This window comes from Catenuloplanes nepalensis (genome assembly GCF_030811575.1).
Taxonomy (GTDB): Bacteria; Actinomycetota; Actinomycetes; order Mycobacteriales; family Micromonosporaceae; genus Catenuloplanes; species Catenuloplanes nepalensis.
The window spans coordinates 9,447,781-9,467,870 of record NZ_JAUSRA010000001.1 but is presented as its reverse complement, the minus strand read 5'-3'; the positions used below and the strand labels follow the sequence as shown (position 1 = coordinate 9,467,870).

The 20,090-nt window shown below is 71.9% G+C and carries 16 protein-coding genes and 1 pseudogene; 6 read left to right on the top strand and 11 right to left on the bottom strand.

What is annotated here, in order from left to right; translation table 11 throughout:
* Window positions 1-17: 17 nt before the first annotated feature.
* The 11 genes and pseudogenes from J2S43_RS41240 to J2S43_RS41190 form a co-directional block, all read right to left on the bottom strand.
* Window positions 18-794, bottom strand: a pseudogene (locus J2S43_RS41240) (CpaE/TadZ family protein); the annotation flags it as partial.
* Window positions 795-796: 2 nt separating this feature from the next.
* A complete protein-coding gene (locus J2S43_RS41235) occupies window positions 797-1,471 on the bottom strand; it encodes an SAF domain-containing protein (RefSeq protein WP_306838811.1) in 675 nt (224 codons plus the stop codon).
* Complete coding sequence (locus tag J2S43_RS41230; protein WP_306838809.1) at window positions 1,468-2,376, bottom strand: hypothetical protein; 909 nt, start codon at window positions 2,374-2,376, stop codon at window positions 1,468-1,470. Before J2S43_RS41230 ends, J2S43_RS41235 begins: the two co-directional genes overlap by 4 nt.
* Complete coding sequence (locus J2S43_RS41225) at window positions 2,370-2,945, bottom strand: hypothetical protein (protein WP_306838806.1); 576 nt, start codon at window positions 2,943-2,945, stop codon at window positions 2,370-2,372. Before J2S43_RS41225 ends, J2S43_RS41230 begins: the two co-directional genes overlap by 7 nt.
* A gap of 744 nt (window positions 2,946-3,689) precedes the next feature.
* On the bottom strand, window positions 3,690-4,709 hold the full coding sequence (locus J2S43_RS41220) for a DNA polymerase ligase N-terminal domain-containing protein (protein WP_306838804.1): 1,020 nt from the start codon (window positions 4,707-4,709) through the stop codon (window positions 3,690-3,692).
* A gap of 70 nt (window positions 4,710-4,779) precedes the next feature.
* Entirely contained in the window at window positions 4,780-6,333 is a 1,554-nt protein-coding gene (locus tag J2S43_RS41215; RefSeq protein WP_306838802.1) for a methyl-accepting chemotaxis protein, read from the bottom strand.
* 87 nt (window positions 6,334-6,420) lie between these two features.
* Window positions 6,421-7,707, bottom strand: coding sequence for an SGNH/GDSL hydrolase family protein (locus tag J2S43_RS41210; protein WP_306838800.1), 1,287 nt, complete (start codon window positions 7,705-7,707; stop codon window positions 6,421-6,423).
* Window positions 7,708-7,747: 40 nt separating this feature from the next.
* The gene (locus tag J2S43_RS41205; protein ID WP_306838799.1) at window positions 7,748-8,440 is read right to left on the bottom strand and encodes an L-ribulose-5-phosphate 4-epimerase; all 693 of its coding nucleotides are present in this window, start codon (window positions 8,438-8,440) and stop codon (window positions 7,748-7,750) included.
* Window positions 8,437-10,098 carry a ribulokinase gene (gene araB, locus J2S43_RS41200; RefSeq protein WP_306838797.1) on the bottom strand — a complete coding sequence of 554 codons (1,662 nt, stop codon included), beginning with the start codon at window positions 10,096-10,098 and terminating at the stop codon, window positions 8,437-8,439. The genes J2S43_RS41205 and araB overlap by 4 nt, the downstream gene beginning before the upstream one ends.
* Window positions 10,099-10,108: 10 nt before the next feature.
* Entirely contained in the window at window positions 10,109-11,158 is a 1,050-nt protein-coding gene (locus J2S43_RS41195) for a LacI family DNA-binding transcriptional regulator (protein WP_306838795.1), read from the bottom strand.
* 208 nt (window positions 11,159-11,366) lie between these two features.
* On the bottom strand, window positions 11,367-13,130 hold the full coding sequence (locus J2S43_RS41190; protein ID WP_306838793.1) for a glycoside hydrolase family 6 protein: 1,764 nt from the start codon (window positions 13,128-13,130) through the stop codon (window positions 11,367-11,369).
* Between the two features lie 477 nt (window positions 13,131-13,607).
* On the opposite strand from J2S43_RS41190, the gene J2S43_RS41185 reads away from it, so the two are divergent.
* From J2S43_RS41185 to J2S43_RS41160, 6 genes are all read left to right on the top strand, one after another.
* Complete coding sequence (locus J2S43_RS41185) at window positions 13,608-13,826, top strand: hypothetical protein (RefSeq protein ID WP_306838791.1); 219 nt, start codon at window positions 13,608-13,610, stop codon at window positions 13,824-13,826.
* The gene (locus tag J2S43_RS41180) at window positions 13,823-15,019 is read left to right on the top strand and encodes a cytochrome P450 family protein (protein WP_306838789.1); all 1,197 of its coding nucleotides are present in this window, start codon (window positions 13,823-13,825) and stop codon (window positions 15,017-15,019) included. Before J2S43_RS41185 ends, J2S43_RS41180 begins: the two co-directional genes overlap by 4 nt.
* Before the next feature lie 23 nt (window positions 15,020-15,042).
* Complete coding sequence (locus J2S43_RS41175; RefSeq protein ID WP_306838787.1) at window positions 15,043-15,801, top strand: SDR family oxidoreductase; 759 nt, start codon at window positions 15,043-15,045, stop codon at window positions 15,799-15,801.
* 154 nt (window positions 15,802-15,955) lie between these two features.
* Window positions 15,956-16,783, top strand: coding sequence for an FAD binding domain-containing protein (locus tag J2S43_RS41170; RefSeq protein ID WP_306838784.1), 828 nt, complete (start codon window positions 15,956-15,958; stop codon window positions 16,781-16,783).
* A complete protein-coding gene (locus tag J2S43_RS41165; protein WP_306838782.1) occupies window positions 16,767-19,568 on the top strand; it encodes a molybdopterin-dependent oxidoreductase in 2,802 nt (933 codons plus the stop codon). The genes J2S43_RS41170 and J2S43_RS41165 overlap by 17 nt, the downstream gene beginning before the upstream one ends.
* Complete coding sequence (locus J2S43_RS41160; RefSeq protein WP_306838780.1) at window positions 19,565-20,032, top strand: nucleoside deaminase; 468 nt, start codon at window positions 19,565-19,567, stop codon at window positions 20,030-20,032. Before J2S43_RS41165 ends, J2S43_RS41160 begins: the two co-directional genes overlap by 4 nt.
* Window positions 20,033-20,090 lie beyond the last annotated feature (58 nt).

Below are 20,090 nucleotides of genomic sequence, written 5' to 3'. Positions count from 1 at the left end.
GGTGGCATCGGCACGGCCGTCGTGTTCCAGGTGGAGCGGGCCCGCCGACGGTCCACCATGGACCGCACCGGCATCTCCAGCGCCGCCGCCGCGCGCATCAGCGGCCGGCGCCCCCGGACCGTACCCCCGTAGCTGAGCACCTGTGCGGTCTGCCGGTCGATCGGCAGGTGTGCCGCGACCGGCACGCCGAGCGCCCGGCTGATCTCGCCCTTGCCGTGCCCGCCGCCGACCACCACCAGCCGCACGGTCCCCGGCGGTACGCCGTTGTCGCGCAGATCGCGACCGATCGCCTCGAGCGTGGCGGCCGCGTTGGACAGGTCCGGAAGCCGGGCCGAGGTGACCACCAGCACCGCGGACGCGGCGCGCAGGATCGGCCACGGCGGGTTCGCCACGTGCAGGCGACCGCAGTCGGCCAGCACGTCGAAGCCCGGGTTCTCGTGCTCCAGCCGGGTGAAGAAGTCCGCGAACCGGCCCCAGAGCGGCGTCAGGCTGCCGGCCTGCGCCGGGTTCGCCAGGCCGGGCAGCAGCAGCCGCTGCCGCTTCGGCGCGTCCAGGTCGACCAGCTGACCCCAGAAGTCCTGCTCCAGGCGGCCGTCGCGCAGCTCGGAGACGGCCAGCTCGCCGATGCCGCGCGGCCCTTCCAGCGCGCCGCCGAGGTATCCCGCCATCAGTGAGCCACCGGCCGGGTCGCACTCGGCCAGCACGACCCGGCTGTGCCAGGAGAGCGTGCAGGCCAGGGCCGTGGTGGTCACGCCGGGCGAGCCCTTCGGCGAGACGAACGCGATGATCGCCACGATCAGGATCCGCTCTGCAGCACGACCGAGATGCGTCGCTGCGCGTGCAGCAGCACCACGGCCGCCGCGTCCTTCTCGGCGACGGACACGTAGACGACCGTCATGTTGCCGCTGCCCGGGTTGTCCGCGTCCGGCCGCACGGTGTCGACCACCACGCCCTGGAAGCGGGTGGCCTCGGCCGGTGCCGCGTTCTGGTTCGCGGGCGCGCCGACCAGCAGCACCTTGTCGCCGGGCCGCAGCGTGCGGGCCGGCACCTCCTGCGGGGAGAGGCCGAGCGCGATCTGCTGCTGGCCGGGGCCGAGCAGCTGCTTGTCGGTGATCTGGTCGGGGGTGAGCAGGCCGCCGGGCGAGAGCGCCACGGCGGCCCGCTTGCCGACCACGTTGACCGCGTCCGAGGCCGCGATCGGCGTGAGGCCTTGACCGCCGGCCAGCTGCACGACCATCAGGTCCTCCGGCGCGATCTGCGCGCCGACCGAGACCGGGCGTGCGACCGCGATGTAGTCACCGGTCGCACGCACCGAGTTCACCGCGTACGCGGCGGCGAGACCGCCCAGCGCCACCAGCAGAAGAGCGAGACCGAGCAGACCCGGACGGGTACGCCGTTGCCGCACCACCTTCGGCGGAGCGATCGGAGCATCGGCCTGACCTGGGGCGGGACGTGTCTGCGCCATCGTCATCGGTTCACCACCTGGAGCTCGTTCACGGTGTAGTCCACGGTCGTGAGCGGGCTGGCGACCTCGGCCAGCTCGCCGCTGTCGTCCGCGGTGGACCAGGCGATGTCGAAGAACGTCTGCACCGTCACCTGGTAGTCATCCGCCCTCTGGTAGCCGGCCGAGTTGCTGCCCGCCATCGGGAACCCGCAGCTCGGCGAGAGCGACTTGCCCTTGTCACTGGTCCACGCCTCGCCCTTGGACCGGCAGGTGACCACGCCGGCGCCCATGTCCCAGCGCGCCTCGCGGGGGGTCGCGACGAGGGTCACGGTGAGGCCGGCCTCCGTGACCGACGGCGGCGTCTGCGCCTCGAAGGCACCGTTGGTGATCTGCATCCAGACCGGCAGACCGAGCACGCCGGGGCTGGCCGGCGCGATGTTCACCGCGGGCGGGTCGATGGCCAGCGAGGTCCGGATGCGGTTGGCGATCTCCACCGGGTCCGGCGGCACAAGCTCCGGCGGATCGGCGAGATCGACCGACTGCTGCACCATGCCGGAGTCGATGCACGACCGGTAGTAGTTCGTCATGCCCTCGGGCGTGCCGACTCCCTGCGGGACCGCGATCCGGTAGTAGCAACCGTCGCTCGCATTGAAGGACCCGGCGCCCTCGATGAAACAGGGGACGTCCTTGCCGTTCCACGAGCAGCTGCCACCGCCACCACCGCCACCGCCGGGGTTCCCGCCACCGCCTCCGGGTTGCGTGGTGCTGTTGCCGTCGCCGAGACCGCACTCGGTGGAGTCCGGCGTGTTCTCGCAGGTGGGCGGCGCGGCCAGCACGTCGGGGCCGCGCAGCGTCATCAGGCCGGTGGCCGCGAGCACGCCGGTCAGCAGCGTGGCGAGCGCGAGGCGCACGCGGGAGCGGCGGCTCAGCATGGCTGGTCCTCGTGCGAGCGCCCCTGGTTGACCAGCCAGCCCTCTCCCGCGAAGAGCGTCACGGTGGCCGTGGCGACGTAGCGGACGTTCTGCTTGTCCGGCACCGCGGATCGAGTCGTTTCGTAGACCATTTTGTAATCCGTCCCGTCGACACAGTCCTGGATCTGAACCGTCTTCGGTGTGCTTTCTAGATCAACAACGGTGACCGTCGGATTGGTGATCAGCCGGCCCTCGCGAATCGCACCTTCCCGGCGGAGCAGGTCGATTCCGGCCTGGACCCGGGCCAATAGCGGATCACCCAGGTATTTCCGCAGATCGGGATGGCGCGGATCCGGGATCGCCGATGCCTTTTGGGCGGCATCCATATAGCCGTTGTAGGCGGCGAGCGCGGCGTCGGCCGCCTTGGACCGATCGGTGTCGCCCGTGGCGGCCGACGAGGGCGCGGCGCCGACCGGGACCGGTGTGGGACCCTCCAGGCCGCCTCCGCAGGCGCTCACGGCGGCCAGGATGGCGAGGCTCGCAAGGATCGCGAGGACCCTTCTCGTGGTGTGCTGCTGCACCCGGTGCATCGATGAAGGCCCTCCTCCCGTTCATCTCAGGCGCGGATGGACGGACGTGCTCAGACGGCGCCCGCTTTGCGCAGGGCGCGCGTTTTCTTACGTGATCCCGATATGCGATTGAGTAGCGTCGCACTCCTGTTCCCGCGCGGCCCTCCCCATGGGCCGTCGATCTGGTGCGCCCCGCTCGCCGGGGCGGCTCGCCGATCGAGTTGCACCGACAAAGGGGGAGCATAGGCTCAGCGACGCCGATAGAACAGAGGCAATCCGAGTCCGCACGAAGAGTGACGATCTCCAGCTCAAGGCCCCGATCTACCGCTCTCAGTGCCGTCAATGCGCCGGACATCTCGCGCCCGGACGCCCGTCATCCACCCCGCGCGGCGCGACGACGGGCGGGATTCCCGGTGGGAGCGCGAAAACGCAGCGGGCACCGCGACACCGGGGTTCGCCCGCGTCCGGCCACGACGATCGAGGTCGATCTCCTGTCCGCTGCGGCCGGGTTGTCGCACCGGGCGGCGCAGGAGCCTCATGGATCACTTCCGCAACATGAAAAATACTCTGCGTAGTTAGAACACCGGGCGGCTCCCGTACCCCATATGTGGCTTTTGGGAATTTGCTGCCTCAAGTTTCGCTTAAGTGCTGCCTGACCGTCTTTCCATGCCGCGACAAGATCGGCATCATGACAGCCGATCGACCCGAGGCCCGCTCTCATGCGTCGAGCGGGGTCGGCTGCCACCGGCTCCGCTCCGCGGCCACTCACACGGAAACCCGCAGCCAGGAGCCCGGCCGGTAAGGGGCGTCGAGCCGCTTGGCGATGACCGCCGGCAACTCGTGTGCCCGCGCCGCGTCCACCGCGTAAGCCCCACCACCGGAGAAGTACGGCGGCGTCTGCCACGATTCGCCGGACACGTCGAGGTCGGCCAGCAACGAGCGCCGGTCCGCATAGCCCAGACCCTCCGTGGACCGCCCCTCCAACCACAACAGATCGAAGACCAGCAGCTGTACGGGAGCGCGCCCGGCCCGCCGCCGCGAGCCGCCCTCGATCCGCGACCGCAGCGCCGCCCGGCTCACGTGCCCCTCCCGGTCGAACGCCACCACCACGCCGTCCAGCACGCACTCGGTCGGTGCCAGCGCCTCCGCCAGCCCGCGCAGCTCGCCGAACGCGCCGCTCAGGTCATGCCCGTCCGCGTCCAGCAGCCGCAGCCGGCCGCCCTCCACGCAGGCCAGCACGCGCGCGCCGTCCCACTCCATCTCGTAGGCCCAGTCCCCGTCGCCGGCCGGCAGCCGCACGGCCGGGATCGAATGCACCGGCACGACATGCTCGGGCATCGGCGTCCACCCCGGATCCGGCGGGTCCATCCGGTGGATCAGCCAGTCCCGGTCCCGGGTCCGGGACAGCGCGTAGCGGCCGGAGATCCGGTCGCCGCGGAGCAGCACGACCACCTCGTCGTCGCCCCATCTCTCCACCTCGTACCGGCCACGGTCGAAGATCAGCACGGTGCCGCCGGCGAACGTGGCGCATCCGGTACGGGGCGGGTCACCGGGGTCCCGCACCGCGAGGTGGTCGCGGTGCGGCTCGCGCGGCAGGCCACGCGGCACCGCCCAGCTGACCGGCGCACCGTCCCGCTCCAGCCGCAGATCCCAGTGCAGACGGCCGGCGTGATGCTGGTGGATCACGAACGAGTCGCCGGCCCCGAGCCGGACCTGCCCCGGAATCGATTCCGGGCTCCGCCGGGCGTCCCGCTGGCCACGATAAGCGTCGAGTCGGTCACCCATAGCCACATTGTGCGGCCGTTTCACCCAAATCGCCCTGTGATGGACGTGAATGAAACGCTCCCGTTACGGCCTAGTAGCGGAAGCGGCCGGCGACGTCCACCAGCTCCGCGGCCATCGTGGTCAGTCGATCCGCCTCCTCTCGGGTCGCCGCCGCCTCGTCCAGCGTCACCCGCACCGAATCGGACACCTCCGCCATCGTGCCCGCGATCTCCGTACCCCGCCCGGACGCCTCCGACATGTTCCGGTTCATCTCGCCGGTCGTCGCGGACTGCTCGTCCACCGCCCCCGCGATCGTGGTCTGGAACTCGTTGATCCGCTCGATGATGCCGGTGATCTGCGCGATCGCCTCGCGCGCGGCGGTGGTGTCGGCCTGGATCTCCTGCACCTGCCCGACGATGCCCTCGGTGGCCCGCGCCGTCTCCTGGGCGAGGTCCTTCACCTCGCCGGCCACCACCGCGAAGCCCTTGCCCATCTCGCCGGCCCGGGCCGCCTCGATCGTCGCGTTCAGCGCCAGCAGGTTCGTCTGCGCCGCGATGGCCGTGATGCTGCGGACCACGTTGTCGATCTCCGCGCTGGACGCGCTCAGCTTCGACATCGTCTCGTTCGTCCGCGCCGCCGCTGCCGCCGCCTCCGACGCCACCCGCACCGCCTCGTTCGCGCTCTGCGAGATCTCCTGGATCGACGCGCCCATCTCCGTGCTGCCCTGCGCGATCGTGCCGATGTTCGCCGACATCCGCGCCGAGGCGTCGGTGGCGCCGCCGGCCCGCGCGCTGGCGCCCTCGGCCGCGGCGGTGATCCGGCCGGACGCGTCGGACATCCGCCGCGCGGTCTCGCCCACCCGCTGGGCCGAACCGGCGAGCGCCTCGACCGCGGTGCGGACGCTCTCGATCGCCGCGTTGACCGCGGCCGCCATCCGCCCCAGTTCGTCCCGGGAGGCGACGGTGGCGCGCCGGGTCAGATCGCCCTGAGCGAGCGCACCCAGCACCTCGCAGACCTCGACCAGCGGCCGCCGGATCGCCCGCAGCACGAACCAGGCGAGCAGCGCCAGCAGCACCGCGCACGCGGCCTGCGTGAGCCCGACCTGCCACTGCGCCGCGGACCGCTGGCTCCGGACCGCCGCGGACGCCGCGGCGGCGTCCGCGGACAGCGCGTCGCTGACCGACGGCAGCCCTTCCTCGACCGCGCCGAAGCTCTCCAGGAACTCGGCGTAGCCGGGCGGCGCCTGACCCGGCGTGGTGATCGCCTCCAGCGTCCGGGTGGCCAGGGTCGTGTAATTCTCGATCTCCGGGAGTACGGCGCGCGCGGCCGCCTGCACCTCGGCGCTCTCCTCGGCGCCGGTCACGAAGTCCGAGACGTCCTGCGTAATGATCTCGACGTGGTCCGACAGGTCGGCCGCCGCCTCCTGGCGCTCGGCCGCGGTGGTCGCCAGCAGCGCGCGCTGGACGTCGCCGCGGATGGCGTCGTGCGCCATGTCCGCCTCCAGCGCCTGACGGGTGGCGACGGATGCCCGTTCGAGTTCCGCCACGCGGCTCGTCACGCCGTCCAGCGCCGACATCGCCATCCCCGCCGTCACCAGCAGCGAGACGAGCGCGAACGCCACGATCGACCCGATCTTGGTCCCCACTGACCGGTCCCTGATCCCCATAAACCCCATGGTGCTGGCTGATCGCCTTATATCGGGGAAAATAGGTGAATCGGAATCCCGGACGGCTCAGGCCAGCGGTACGGAGGCGACCACCGCGTTGGCCATCGCCTGCATGCCGGCGTCGGTCAGGTGCAGGTGGTCGGTGTGGGCGTAGGCGGGCAGCAAGAACGTGGGGTTTGCCGGGTCGCGCAACGCCGCGTCGAAGTCGATGACCGCGTCGAACTCGCCGGAGGTGCGGATCCAGCCGTTCAGCGCCACGCGGGTCGCCTCCCGGGCCGGGGTGTGCACCGGTATGCCGTCGGGCGTGGTAAACCCGGCGTAGGGCAGGATCGTCCCGCCGTAGACCGCGACCCCGCGCGCATGGGCCAAGCCGATCAACGTCGAATACGCCGCCCGCAGGTCCCACGACGTCACCGGCAGCCCGTTGATCGTGCTGTTGATGTCGTTGACGCCCTCCAGCAGGATCACCGCCCGCACGTTCGGGTGGGCGAGCAGCGCGTCGTGCTCGAAGCGGTGCAGCGCGCTCAGCCCCTCCTTGGTATTGCCGTCCACGAGGACCTTGTTCCCCGCGATACCGGCGTTCACCACGCCGAACCGGGGTGCGCCACCGGTGTCCGCGTGCAGGCGGCGGGCCAGGTAGTCGGGGTAACGACGGTTCATCAGCGCCGTCGACGAGAAGCCGTCGGTGAGCGAGTCGCCGAACGCCACGATCGTCCCGGTCGCGCTCGCGCTGGTCACATCGATGCCCGCGAGGTAGTACCAGCGGTAGTGCCGCTCGTCCGCGGCCGACTCCGGCGGCGGAAAGGCCGTGCTGTCGTCATCGGCCGCGTGGTCGCCGGACGTGGAGATGTACGTCCTCGTCAGCCCGGCCGGATGCCACACCGACGGCCCGGGTGCGTTCATCACGAACATGCTGACCAGCAGATTCGACCCCGCGGCGACGGTCGTGAAGACCGGGTCGCTGAGGACCTCCTCGCCGGCCGGCACCACCGCCCGGAACACCCCGCCGAACGTGACCCGGTGATGAGTGCCGGGCTTGGCGGAGCCACCGGTGTCCTGCTCGGCCAGGTCCACGTGCCCGAGCACCAGCGTCTCGGTGCCGAACCGGTTGGATATGCGCAGGCGGGGCCCGGTGCCACCGCTGGAGGCGTAGACGACGTGGCGGATCGTCTGGTTCGAGAAGCTCGGGCCGCCTCCGTTGAGCGCCGTGCCCCAGATGCCGACGCGGGTTGGCTCCGCGGCGGCGGCCGATGCGGCGGACGCGGCCAGCGGTGCCGTCACCGCCGCCGCGGCGACCGCCGGGACGGCCGTCAGAATCGTTCGCCTGCTGATGGATCGAGAACCTCGGATCATCGGCAGATGATCTCACATCCGCCGATGTCCCGAGCGAACGTCAGCCCGCCGGCGTAGCCCGCTGGCCGTAGACGTTCTGGTAGCGGTCGTACAGCGAGTCGATGTGGTGCTGCGGCAGTGGCTGGACCGGCCCGCGGAGCGTGGCGAAGTGCACCGTGCGCGCCACGTCCTCACACATCACCGCGGCCTTGACCGCGGCCTTCGCGTTCCTGCCGATGGTGAACGGCCCGTGGCTGCGCATCAGCACGGCCGGCGAGCGGTGGCCGGAGAGCGTCTCGACGATGCCCTTGCCGATGTCGTCGCTGCCGATCAGCGCGAACGGCCCGATCGGGATCGGCCCGCCGAACTCGTCGGCCATCGCGGTGATCACGCACGGGATCTCCTCGCCGCGCGCGGCCCAGGCCGTCGCGTACGGGCTGTGCGTGTGCACCACGCCGCCGACCTCGGGCATCGCGCGGTAGACGTACGCGTGCGAGTCGGTGTCGCTGGACGGCCCGTGCTCACCGTCGACGACGTTGCCGTCGAGGTCACACACCACCATCGAGGAGGGCGTCAGATCGTCGTACGACAGCCCGCTCGGCTTGATCACCATGAGGTCCGCGCCGGGGACCCGGGCGGAGACGTTGCCGCTGGTCCACGTGACCAGCCCCCAGCGGGTCAGCTCGGAGTGCAGCAGACACACCTCGGCGCGCAGCTTGGCCACGACGTCGGTCAGCGAGGTCGGGATGGTCATGAGTTCACCGCCTGGTTACGGATGGCGCGAAGCCGGTGCAGGGAGTCGCTGGTGCGGCCGAACTGCTCGTGCAGTTCGGTGTAGATCTCGTAGAGCGCGTCGTACGCGTCCGCGCGCGCCGGGTCCGGCGTGTAGACGTCCCGGCGGATCTTGCCCATCGCGGCGGCCGCGGCCCGGACGTCCGGGTACGCACCGGCGGCGACCGCGGCGTGGATCGCGGAGCCCAGCGCCGGCCCCTGGTCGGAGTCGATCAGGTGCAGCGGCCGGCGCAGCACATCGGAGTAGATCTGCATGAGGAACTCGTTCTTCAGCAGCCCGCCCGCGACGATGAACTCGGTCACCGGCACGCCGGACGCCTCGAACGCGTCGACGATGGTCCGGGTGCCGAACGCGGTCGCCTCGATCAGCGCGCGGTAGACGTCCTCCGGCCGGGTGGCCAGCGTCTCGCCGATGATCACGCCGGACAGGTTGTGGTCGACCAGCACCGACCGGTTGCCGTTGTGCCAGTCCAGCGCGACCAGCCCGTGCTGCCCGACGGCCTGCTGCGAGGCCAGGCCGGTGAGATGAGCGTGCAGCGAGAGCCCGGCGTCGGCGGCCGAAGACGCGTAGGAGGCCGGCACGAAGTTGTCGACGAACCAGCCGAAGATGTCGCCGACGCCGCTCTGGCCGGCCTCGTAGCCGTACAGGCCGGGGATGATCCCGTCCTGGACGACTCCGCACATGCCGGGGACCTCGGCGAGCTTGTCCGAGCTCATGATGTGGCAGGTGCTGGTGCCCATCACCGCGAGCATCTGGCCGGGCTCGACCGCGGCCGCGGCCGGCGCGGTGACGTGCGCGTCGACGTTGCCGACCGCGACCGCGATGCCCTCGGGCAGCCCGGTCCAGGCCGCGGCCTGGGCGGAGAGTGTGCCGGCGAGCCCGCCGAGCGGCGACAGGTCCAGCCGCAGCTTGTCGACGAAGCCGCCGAACCCGGGGTTGAGCGACTCCAGGAATGCGACCGACGGCCAGTCGCCGTCCTGGTAGATGCCCTTGTATCCGGCGGTGCAGATGTTGCGGGTCTCGACGCCGGTCAACTGCCAGACGATCCAGTCCGCCGCCTCGATCCACCGGTCCGCGCGCGCGTAGACCTCAGGATCCTCCTCCAGCAGCTGCAACCCCTTGGCGAACTCCCACTCCGAGGAGATCTTGCCGCCGTACCGGTTGATCCAGGGCTCCTTGCGCTCGTGCGCGAGCGCGTTGATCCGGTCGGCCTGCGGCTGGGCCGCGTGGTGCTTCCACAGCTTGACGTAGGCGTGCGGCCGGTCCGCGAAGCCGTCGACCTCGTTCAGCGGCGTGCCGTCCGCGAGCGTGGGCAGCACGGTGCAGGCGGTGAAGTCGGTGGCGATGCCGATCACCGAGGACGCGGGCACGCCGGCCGCGGCCAGCGCCGCCGGCACGGTCACCCGCAGCACCTCCCGGTAGTCCTCCGGCACCTGCAGCGCGGTGTCCGGCGCGAGCCGCACGGACGAGCCGGGCAGCGTGCGCTCCACGACCGCGTGCGGGTATTCGTGGACGGCGCTGGCCAACTCGGCCCCGTCGGAGACCCGGACGACTACGGCGCGCCCGGAGAGCGTGCCGTAGTCGACACCGATCACCACGCGATCGCTGTTAGCGCTCACAACAAGTCCTTCACTGGTCGATGAAACGGGCGGTGCTGGAACGGATCGCCAGGCGCGCGGGCACGATGTCGCGCAGCGCGCCCGGCGGATGGTCCGGCCGGGCGGCGTCGAGCTGCGCCAGCAGCATACGCATGCTGCGCCGCCCGACCTCGGTGAAATCCTGGGTAACCGTGGTCAGCGGCGGCGGGAAGAACTCCGCCTCCGGTATGTCGTCGAAGCCGACCACGCTGACGTCCTCCGGCACCCGGATGTCGGCCTCGCGCAGCGCCCGGAGCGCGCCGAGCGCCATCTGGTCGTTGCCGACGAAGATCGCGGTGATCCGGCCCGGCTCGGCGCGCGCGAGCGTGGCCAACTCGGCGCCGGCCTGGTAGCCGGAGCGCGGGCTCCAGTCGCCGCGGACCGGTGGTGGCACCGGTGCGCCGGCCGCGGTCAGCGCGGACTCCCAGCCGCGCACCCGCGCGTCCGCCTCCAGCCAGTTGGGCGGGCCGCCGATGTGCCAGACCGTGCGGTGGCCGAGGTCGAGCAGGTACTGCGTGGCGAGCGCGCCGCCGCCGGCCTGGTCGACCGCGACGATCGGCACGTCGCCCGCGTTCGGCCCCTCGACCGCGACGACCGGCAGCCCGAGCGGCAGGCCGGCGATGGCCTCGATCGCGGCCTGCTGCGGCGCCAGCACGATGTAGCCGTCGACGGACTGGGCGGCCAGGTAGTCCAACGCCTCCCGTACCGTCTCGCGGGTGATGCTCTTGAGACTGACGATCGAGACGAAGTAGCCCGCCTCGCGCGCGGCCTGCTCGATGCCGTAGAGCGTGCTGGCCGGGCCGAACAGCGTGGTGTCGAACGCGACCACGCCGAGCGTCTGGGTGCGGCTGGTGACCAGCGCGCGGGCGGAGAAGTTGCGGCGGTAGGCCAGCTCCTCGATCGCGGCGAGCACCCGGTCTCGCGTCTCCGGGCGGACGTTGGGGTGCTCGTTGAGCACGCGGGAGACCGTCTGGTGGGAGACGCCGGCGAGGCGCGCCACGTCGGCCATGATGGGCGGGCCGGACGTCCGTCTGCGCGGCATGCGCGGCTCACCGCCTCCCGAAATCCGCCGTTCACAGCGCCGTGATGTGGGGAACATTGTTAGCGCTAACATCCGAGGTCATCAAGGGCTGGTTTTCCGATCGACACCCACCCTGCGAGAACGGATACATCAAAATCCGCCGATGGTACGCGCAGAGGCCCCCGGCCCGGCTGAGCACCGGGCCGGGGGCACAACCCCAGCGGAAGGACTACAGGGCCGGGTAGGCGTTGTTCATCAGCTCGGTCAGCTGCGCCGGGAAGAACGCGCCGGAGATCGGGGCGTTCGGCAGCGCGCCGCTCATGCTGTTGCCGTTCCGGGCGTTACCGGTGTAGGTCGGGTCGCACATCCGGTCGAAGCCCTTGCCCTCGGTGTTCGGGATCAGCTCGCTGGAGCCGTCCGACTCACCCGGCGGCTTGACCCAGACGTAGGCGTCGATGCCCGGCTCCGGGGCCGCCTTCGGCCGCTCGCCCAGGCCCGCACCGGACTGGTTGCACCAGTTGCCGGCGTGGATGCGACGGTCGACGCGAGACTCGTTGACCCAGGTGTCCATCACGGTCGACGTGCTGGCCGCGGCCGGCCGGTTCGGGCCGCCCCAGCCGTTGCGGCTGGTGTCGATCAGCATGCCGATGTCCGAGCGGAAGCCCTTGGCGATCAGCTCGTTGCGGAACGCCTGGGCGAACGACAGCTCGTCCGTGTAGAAGTTCCAGTCCACCCACTTCGACTGCCGCACGGACTGGCCGTTGACGGTGCTGGTGATCGTGACGAACGGCTCCTTCAGCGCGGAGTAGTTCGCGGTGTTGGTGATGAAGCCGTGCACGTTGGCCACGGTGCTGCCGGAGGCGTTGGCGGCCTGGGCGAACAGCGTCGCGGTCGGGCCGAAGTTGGTGTCCCAGCCGATCCAGCCGTGGTGCGCGGCGTCGATGTAGTTGTAGACGTTCGCGATCGGGCCCAGCTTGGCCAGCGCGTAACCGACGCCCTCGACGTACCCGTTGTTGGCCTTCATGGTGCGGCACATCTCGGTGCCGGCCGCGCCGTCGACGTTCGTCACCAGGTTCGGCAGCGAGTCGATCTCGACGATGTTGATGATGCGCAGGTTCCGGTACTTCGCGTCGGACTGGATCGCCGCGATCGGGTCGATGTACTGCGTCTTGTACCTCGGCAGCTCCGTCGGGCCGAGTTCACCGTTGGAGGCGAGCGCGGCGCAGTCCCGGCCGGGCAGGTTGTAGATGACGAACTGGATGTAGCCCGCGCCCTGCGCCAGTGCCGCGTCCAGGTGGTCACGCACGCCCATCGCGCCGTTCGAGCTGCTGCCCTCGGTGCCCTCGATGGCGGCGATCCGGTCGATCCAGACCGCGGTCGGGTTGCTGGAGATCCGGCTGCCGCCGGAGACCGACTCCGCCTTCGCCTTCCACTCCGGGTTCACGTAGCCCTGCGCGCCAACGTACGGGTTGTCGACCTTCTGGCCGGGCGGGGTCGACGGGCCGGGCGTGGTCGGGGCCGGCGTCGGCGTGCCCGGGGTGGCGCTCGGCGTGGAGGTCGGCGTGCCACCGACCGCGCCGGTGCAGACCGTGCCGTTCAGCGAGAACGTCGCCGGCGCCGTGTTGGTGCCGGAGAAGGTGGCCTGGAAGCCCGGGTTCACGGACGCGTTCGTGCCCAGCGACGCGGCCCAGGAGGGGTTCCGCACGGTCACCGAGGTGCCGGACTGGCTGATCTCGCCGTTCCAGCCCTGGGTGACCTGCTGGTTGCCGGCCCAGGTCCAGGTGACGTTCCAGCCGCTGGTGATCGGGTCGCCGAGGTTGGTGACCGTCAGGTTGCCGGTGAAGCCGGTGCTCCACTGGTTCACGGAGTAGGTGACCCGGCAGCCCGCGGCCGCGCTGGCCTGCGAGGCGGCCACGACGATGCCGGTGGTGCCGAGCGCGAGCGCGGTGACGGCGGTCAGGCCGCGGCGCCATCGCTGCGAAGAACTCGTCATGCTGGTTTTCTCCTAGGTTGTCGCAGATAGCCGAGGGCGCACACTGATTTCCGCTCGGCACGGCATGACGTCCGCGACGGTGCGAGAGACCGCGGGAGACACGCCGGTTGACCTGCCCGACCGACCCGGACGGCGAGCAACACACGAAAGAGGGGTTCGGCCCGCCTCGCGATCGGTGAGACACCGCTCGCGTGCCCTTGGCGGCCGTGCGCATCGGCTCCGGATGCGACTGCGGTGAGTTTTGCATGGGAGGGCTCCCATGCACAAGAGATGACAAAACGATTACCGCATCGTTGCACGTCAACGCGTCGAAACAGACGGCCGTCCATTTCAACTGGTCAGCGAGCCGGAGTCACTGTGGACGGTTGATGTGCCAACCATCCGGCCACACCTTGTGACGGGGCGAAACCGTGCACTAACTTCGATGTCGGCCGGATCGTCGCCTCGGCACCAGAGCGCTCGGCACCGGGGAGTGACGTGCTTCCACTCGTGATACCGCCGGGCACCGTGCTGCGGCTGGCAAGGGACGAACAGCGCGCCGGCGTGTGGCCGATCTGGATCCGGATCGACCGGCTCGGCCTGCACGACGACGGCTGGCAGCTCGTCGAGGGCCATCAGCTCGCGGACGACGGCACGCCGATGGGCAGCGTGCAGGTCTGGGCCGCGCTGGACGCACTCCGGAAGGGACTCACATGACCACCACGCTGTACGGGCCCGTGTTCCGCGCCGACCCGCACGCGGTCTACCGGGCCATGCGCGACGAGGCGCCGGTGCACCGCGTCGAGCTGGCCGGCGGCCTGGAAGCGTGGCTGATCACGCGGCATGACGACGCGAAGACCGCGCTCACCGACCCGCGCCTGGTCAAGGGCGTGCTGCACCCGCCGAACCGGATCGGCATCCCGAAGGAGGTGCACTCCGCGATCACGCACCACATGCTCTCCGCGGACCCGCCGGACCACACCCGGCTGCGACGGCTGGTCTCGGCCACGTTCACGCCGCGCCGGATCGAGGCGCTGCGGCCGCGGATCACCGAGCTGACCGCGGAGCTGCTGGACGCGATGCACGGGCTCGGCGACGCCGACCTGATCGAGACGTTCGCGTTCCCGCTCCCGATCGCGGTCATCTCCGAGCTGCTCGGCGTGCCGGTGGAGGACCGCGACTCGTTCCGCGACTGGTCGAACCTGGTCACCTCGCCCGGCGACCGGCGGGAGGACTCGCCCCGGGCCGTGATCGCGCTGCACGGTTACGTCCAGGAGCTGATCGCCCGGAAGCGCCGCGCCCCCGGCGACGACCTGCTCTCCGGCATGCTCGCGGTGCGCGACGACGGCGACCGGCTGACCGAGGACGAGCTGGCCTCCACCGTGTTCCTGCTGCTCATCGCGGGGCACGAGACCACGGTCAACCTGATCGCGAACGGGGTCTACCGCCTGCTGGAGACGCGGGACCGCTGGGTGGAGCTGCGCGCGCGGCGCGAGTTGCTGCCGTCCGCGATCGAGGAGTTCCTGCGCTTCGACAGCCCGGTGCAGACCAGCACCACCCGGGTCAGCGCGGCACCGCTGACGATCGGCGGCGTGGACATCCCGGCCGGCGCGATGGTGCTGGTCAGCCTGCTCTCGGCGAACATGGACGGCGAGCGCTACCCCGACCCGGAACAGCTGCGGCTGTCCCGGACCGGCACGCCGCACCTGGCGTTCGGCCACGGCATCCACTACTGCCTGGGCGCGCCGCTGGCCCGGCTGGAGGCGCAGATCGCGTTCACCGGCCTGCTCGACCGCTTCCCGGACCTGCGGATGGCGGTCTCCCCCGCGGAGCTGACCTGGCGGCCCGGCTCGCTGATCCACGGCCTGGAGGCGCTGCCGGTGACCGGCCTCACGCCGCGTCACACCTGACCTTCGCAGTCCGTCCGGATGGCATGACTTCCTCGAAGAGTGTCCTGGTCGCCGGCGGCACTGGCGTGATCGGCCGCGCGGTGGTCGCGGAGCTGGACCGGCGCGGTCACACCGTCCGCGCGCTGAGCCGCGGCGGGGCCGGCCCGCGCGGCGACGTCACCACCGGCGCCGGCCTCGACGATGCGATGAGCGGCGTCGACGCGGTGGTCGACACCACCAACATCACCACCATGTCGGGTACGACTGCGGCGCGCTTCTTCCTGGCCGGCACCGCGCACCTGCTGGCCGCGGAGCGGCGCGCAGGCGTCGGCCACCACGTGCTGCTGTCGATCGTCGGCATCGACCGCGTGCCGATGCCGTACTACCGGGCCAAGCTGCGCCAGGAGGAGGCGGTGGCGGCCGGGGACGTGCCGTGGACGATCGTGCGCGCCACCCAGTTCCACGAGTTCGCCGCGCAGATGATCGGCCGCATGTCGTTCGGCCCGCTGGTCCTCGCACCGCACCTGCGGGTGCAGCCGGTCGCCGCCGCCGAGGTGGCCACCGCGCTGGCCGGCGCGGTCGAGCGCGGCCCGTCCGGCCGGGCCCCCGACGTCGGCGGCCCGGCGGAGGAGGACCTGGCCGACCTGATGCGCCGCGAGCTGCGCGCGCAGGGATCGCGGCGGCTGCTGGTGCCGTTCCGCATGCCCGGTTCGTACGGCCGGGCCGCGCGGGCCGGTGGCCAGCTCACGCCGGGCGGCAGCGGGCCGGACTTCGCGGAGTGGCTGGCCGGGCGGAGCGAATAATCCGGCGAGTCCCGCGCCGCACCCGGCAAACAATCTAGGGTGGATAGGCCGGGCGTAACAGAACGGCGACAAACGGTATATCGGGACGACACCTGCCCACGACAGCCTGAATCGCTCATTCCGTGGGCGGTGGGCGGACGGGAGCAGGGCGGGCGTGGATCTGAACACGATCTCCGAGGTCGTCACGGCGCGGGACGCGCCTGATCTCACCGCGCGGGACGCGCCTGATCTCTCCATGTGGCGGCTCGGCGACGCCTGGCTGGGCGGCGGCACCTGGCTCTTCTCCGAGCCCCAGCCGCACCTGCGCCGGCTGATCGACCTGCCGAGCCTGGGCTGGCCCGCGCTCACCGTCACGGACGAGGGTCTGGAGATCGCGGCGACCTGCACGCTCGCGGAGCTGCACGCGTTCGCCGCGCCGGCCGGCTGGCCCGCCGCGCAGCTCTTCGCGCGGGCCTGCCGCGCGCTGCTGGGCAGCTTCAAGATCTGGAACGCGGCCACGGTCGGCGGCAACCTCTGCCTCGCGCTGCCGGCCGGGCCGATGATCTCGCTGACCGCCGCGCTGGACGGCGTCTGCGAGATCTGGGGCGCGACCGGGCCGCGCACGCTGGGCGTCCGCGACTTCGTCACCGGCCCGCAGCGGAACGCGCTGCACCCCGGTGAGCTGCTGCGCTCGGTGCGGTTGCCGGCCGCGGCGCTGCGCACGCCGGCCGCGTTCCGGCAGGTCTCGCTGAGCCCGGTGGGCCGGTCCGCCGCGCTGCTGATCGGGCGGCGCACCGCCGGGCTGGAGCTGACCGTGACCGCGTCCGTGGTCCGGCCGCTGCGCCTGTCGTTCGCGACGCCGCCGGCCGTGGCCGAGCTGCGCGACGCGGTCGCCGCGATCCCGGCGGACACCTACCACGACGACGTGCACGGCTCGCCGGCCTGGCGGCGGCACATGACGTTCGAGCTGGCCGAGGAGATCCGTCATGAGCTATTCGATTGACGGCACCGAGACCACGGCGACGCCGCGCCCCGGTCAGTGCCTGCGCACATTCCTGCGCGAGCAGGGCGCGTTCGGCGTGCGCAAGGGCTGCGACGCGGGCGACTGCGGCGCCTGCACGGTGTGGCTGGACGGCACGCCGGTGCACAGCTGCGTGACGCCCGCGTTCCGGGCCCGGGGCCGCGACGTGACCACGGTGGCGGGCCTGGCCGACGGCGACGAGCTGCACCCGGTGCAGCGCGGGTTCCTGGCGGCGCAGGGCTTCCAGTGCGGGTTCTGCACCAGCGGCATGATCATGACGGCGGCCGCGCTGAGCGACGCGCAGCGTGCGGACCTGCCGCACGCGCTCAAGGGCAACCTGTGCCGGTGCACCGGATACCGCGCGATCGAGGACTCGATCAACGGCGTGGCGCACGTGGCGGAGCCGGAACCGGGCGCCGCGGCCGGCCACAACGCGCCGGCGCCGGACGCGCGCGCGATCGTCACCGGGACCGCGTTGTTCACGCTGGACCTGCCGCCGGCCGGGCTGCTGCACATGAAGCTGCTGCGCTCGCCGCACGCACACGCTTTGATCAAGGCGATCGACACCAGCGCGGCACTGGCCGTACCCGGCGTGCGCCTGGTCCTGACGCACGAGGACGCGCCGAAGCGCCTCTACTCCAGCGCGCGGCACGAGCACATGACGGACAACCCGGACGACACGCGCGTGCTGGACGACGTGGTCCGGCACGTCGGGCAGCGGGTGGCGGCCGTGGTCGCGGAGACCGTGGCCGCGGCCGAGGCGGGCGTGCGCGCGCTGGTCGTCGACTACGAGCTGCTGGACGCGGTCTTCGACCCCGAGCTGGCGATGCGGCCGGGCGCGCCGGTGATCCACGACAAGCCGGCCGAGGAGTCCCGGATCGCGTTCCCGGAGCGGAACACGGTCGCGGAGATCCACGGCAACCTGGGCGACGTCGCGGCCGGGTTCGACTCCGCCGACGTGGTCTACGAGCAGATCTTCCACACCCAGCGCGTGCAGCACGCCGCGCTGGAGACGCACGGCTGCGTGGCCTGGGTGGACGAGCACGGCGCGCTCACCGTGCGGACCAGCACGCAGGTGCCGTTCCTGACCCGGCAGGCGCTCTGCGCGGTGTTCAACCTGCCGCCGGAGCACGTGCGGGTGCTGACCGTGCGGGTCGGCGGCGGCTTCGGCGGCAAGCAGGAGATGCTGGTCGAGGACGTCGCCTCGCTGGCCGCGCTGCGGCTGGGCCGGCCGGTTCAGCTGGAGCTGACCCGCGAGGAGCAGTTCATCGGCACGACCAGCCGGCACCCCATGGCCATCTGGGTACGCGCCGGCGCACGCGAGGACGGCACGCTCACCGCGCTGCAGCTGCGCGTGGTCTCGGACACCGGGGCGTACGCCAACCACGCGGTCGGCGTGCTGCACCACGGCTGCGGCGAGTCGGTCGCGGTCTACCGCTGCGCGAACAAGAAGGTCGACGCCTACGCGGTCTACACGAACACGGTCCCGGCCGGCGCGTTCCGCGGCTACGGGCTGAGCCAGACCGTCTTCGCGATCGAGTCGACCATGGACGAGCTGGCCCGCCTGCTGCACATCGACCCGATCGCGTTCCGGGAGCGCAACGTGGTCCGGCCCGGCGACCCGATGGTCTCGGTCAGCAACGAGCTGGACGACGTGGAGTACGGCAGCTACGGCCTCGACCAGTGCCTGAGCCTGGTCCGGGACGCACTGGCGGACGCACCGGAGCCGGCACCGGGGCCGGGCTGGCTGACCGGCGACGGCGTGGCGCTCGCGCTGATCAACACGATTCCGCCGCGCGGGCACCACGCGGAGGCGGACGTGCGGCTGCTGGCGGACGGCACGTACCAGCTGATGGTCGGCACCACCGAGTTCGGCAACGGCACCTCGACCGTGCACGTCCAGCTGGCCGCGACCGCGCTGCACACCACGCCGGACCGGGTGGCGATCGCGCAGTCGGACACCGCGCTGGTCGCGCACGACACCGGCGCGTACGGCTCGACCGGCATCGTGGTGGCCGGCAAGGCGACGCTGCTGGCCGCGGAGGCGCTGCGGGAGCGGCTCCAGGCCGCGGCCGCGGTGCTGACCACGCTGGAGCCCGGGGAGTGCGAGCTGACCGCGGACGGCGTGGTCTGCGGCGACGGGATCGTGCTGGGTCTGCCGGAGCTGCACCGGCGCGCGGCCGAGGGCGGGCTGCCGGTGGCGGCGCACGCGGTCACCGACGGGTCACCGCGCTCGGTCGCGTTCAACGTGCACGGCTTCCGGGTCGCGGTGCGGCCGCGTACCGGCGAGATCAGGATCTTGAAGAGCGTGCAGGCCGCGGACGCGGGCGTGGTGCTGAACCCGATGCAGCTGGTCGGCCAGATCGAGGGCGGCGTGGCGCAGGCGATCGGCGCGGCGGTCTACGAGGAGATGCGGATCGACGCGGGCGGCCACGTGGTCAACCCGGCGCTGCGCGGCTATCACGTGCCGCAGTTCGCGGACGTGCCGCACACGCGGGTGCTGGTCGCGAAGACCGAGGACGCGCTCGGCCCGCTGGGCGCGAAGTCGATGAGCGAGAGCCCGTTCAACCCGGTCGCGCCCGCGCTGGCGAACGCGGTCCGGGACGCGACCGGCGTGCGGCTGACGTCGCTGCCGCTGGGCCGGGACCGGGTGTGGGAGGCGCTCGCGCTGGCCGGCGTGACCGCGGACGATCCGGCCGGTGGTCCGGCACATGCGGTCTCGGTGCTGGCCGGGCTGCCCGAGGAGACGGCGGTGGAGCGACGATGACGGATCAGCGGTTCCTGGACCTGGCGGTGGAGTCCGCGGTGGCGAACGTGCACACCGGCGGCGGCCCGTTCGGCGCGCTGGTGGTGCGCGACGGCGAGGTGGTCGCGACCGGCGTCAACGAGGTCACGACCACGCTCGACCCGACCGCGCACGCGGAGGTGGTGGCGATCCGGGCCGCCTGCCGCGCGCTCGGCACGTTCAAGCTGGACGGCTGTGTGCTGGTCAGCTCGTGCGAGCCGTGCCCGCTGTGCCTGGCCGCCGCGCTGTGGGCCCGGGTGGACCGGGTGGTCTACGCGGCGGACCGGCACGACGCGGCGGACGCGGGCTTCGACGACCGCGCGTTCTACGACCTGTTCGCCCAGCCGCGCGAGGAGTGGCAGGTCCCGGTGGTCCAGCTGGAAACGACCGACCGGGTCGCGCCGTTCACCGCCTGGGCGAACCGCCCGGACCGGGTCGAATACTGATTAGGGCGTGTCTGGCGGATCACGGCGAGCCGAGACGCGGTCCAGGTGTCGTCTGGGT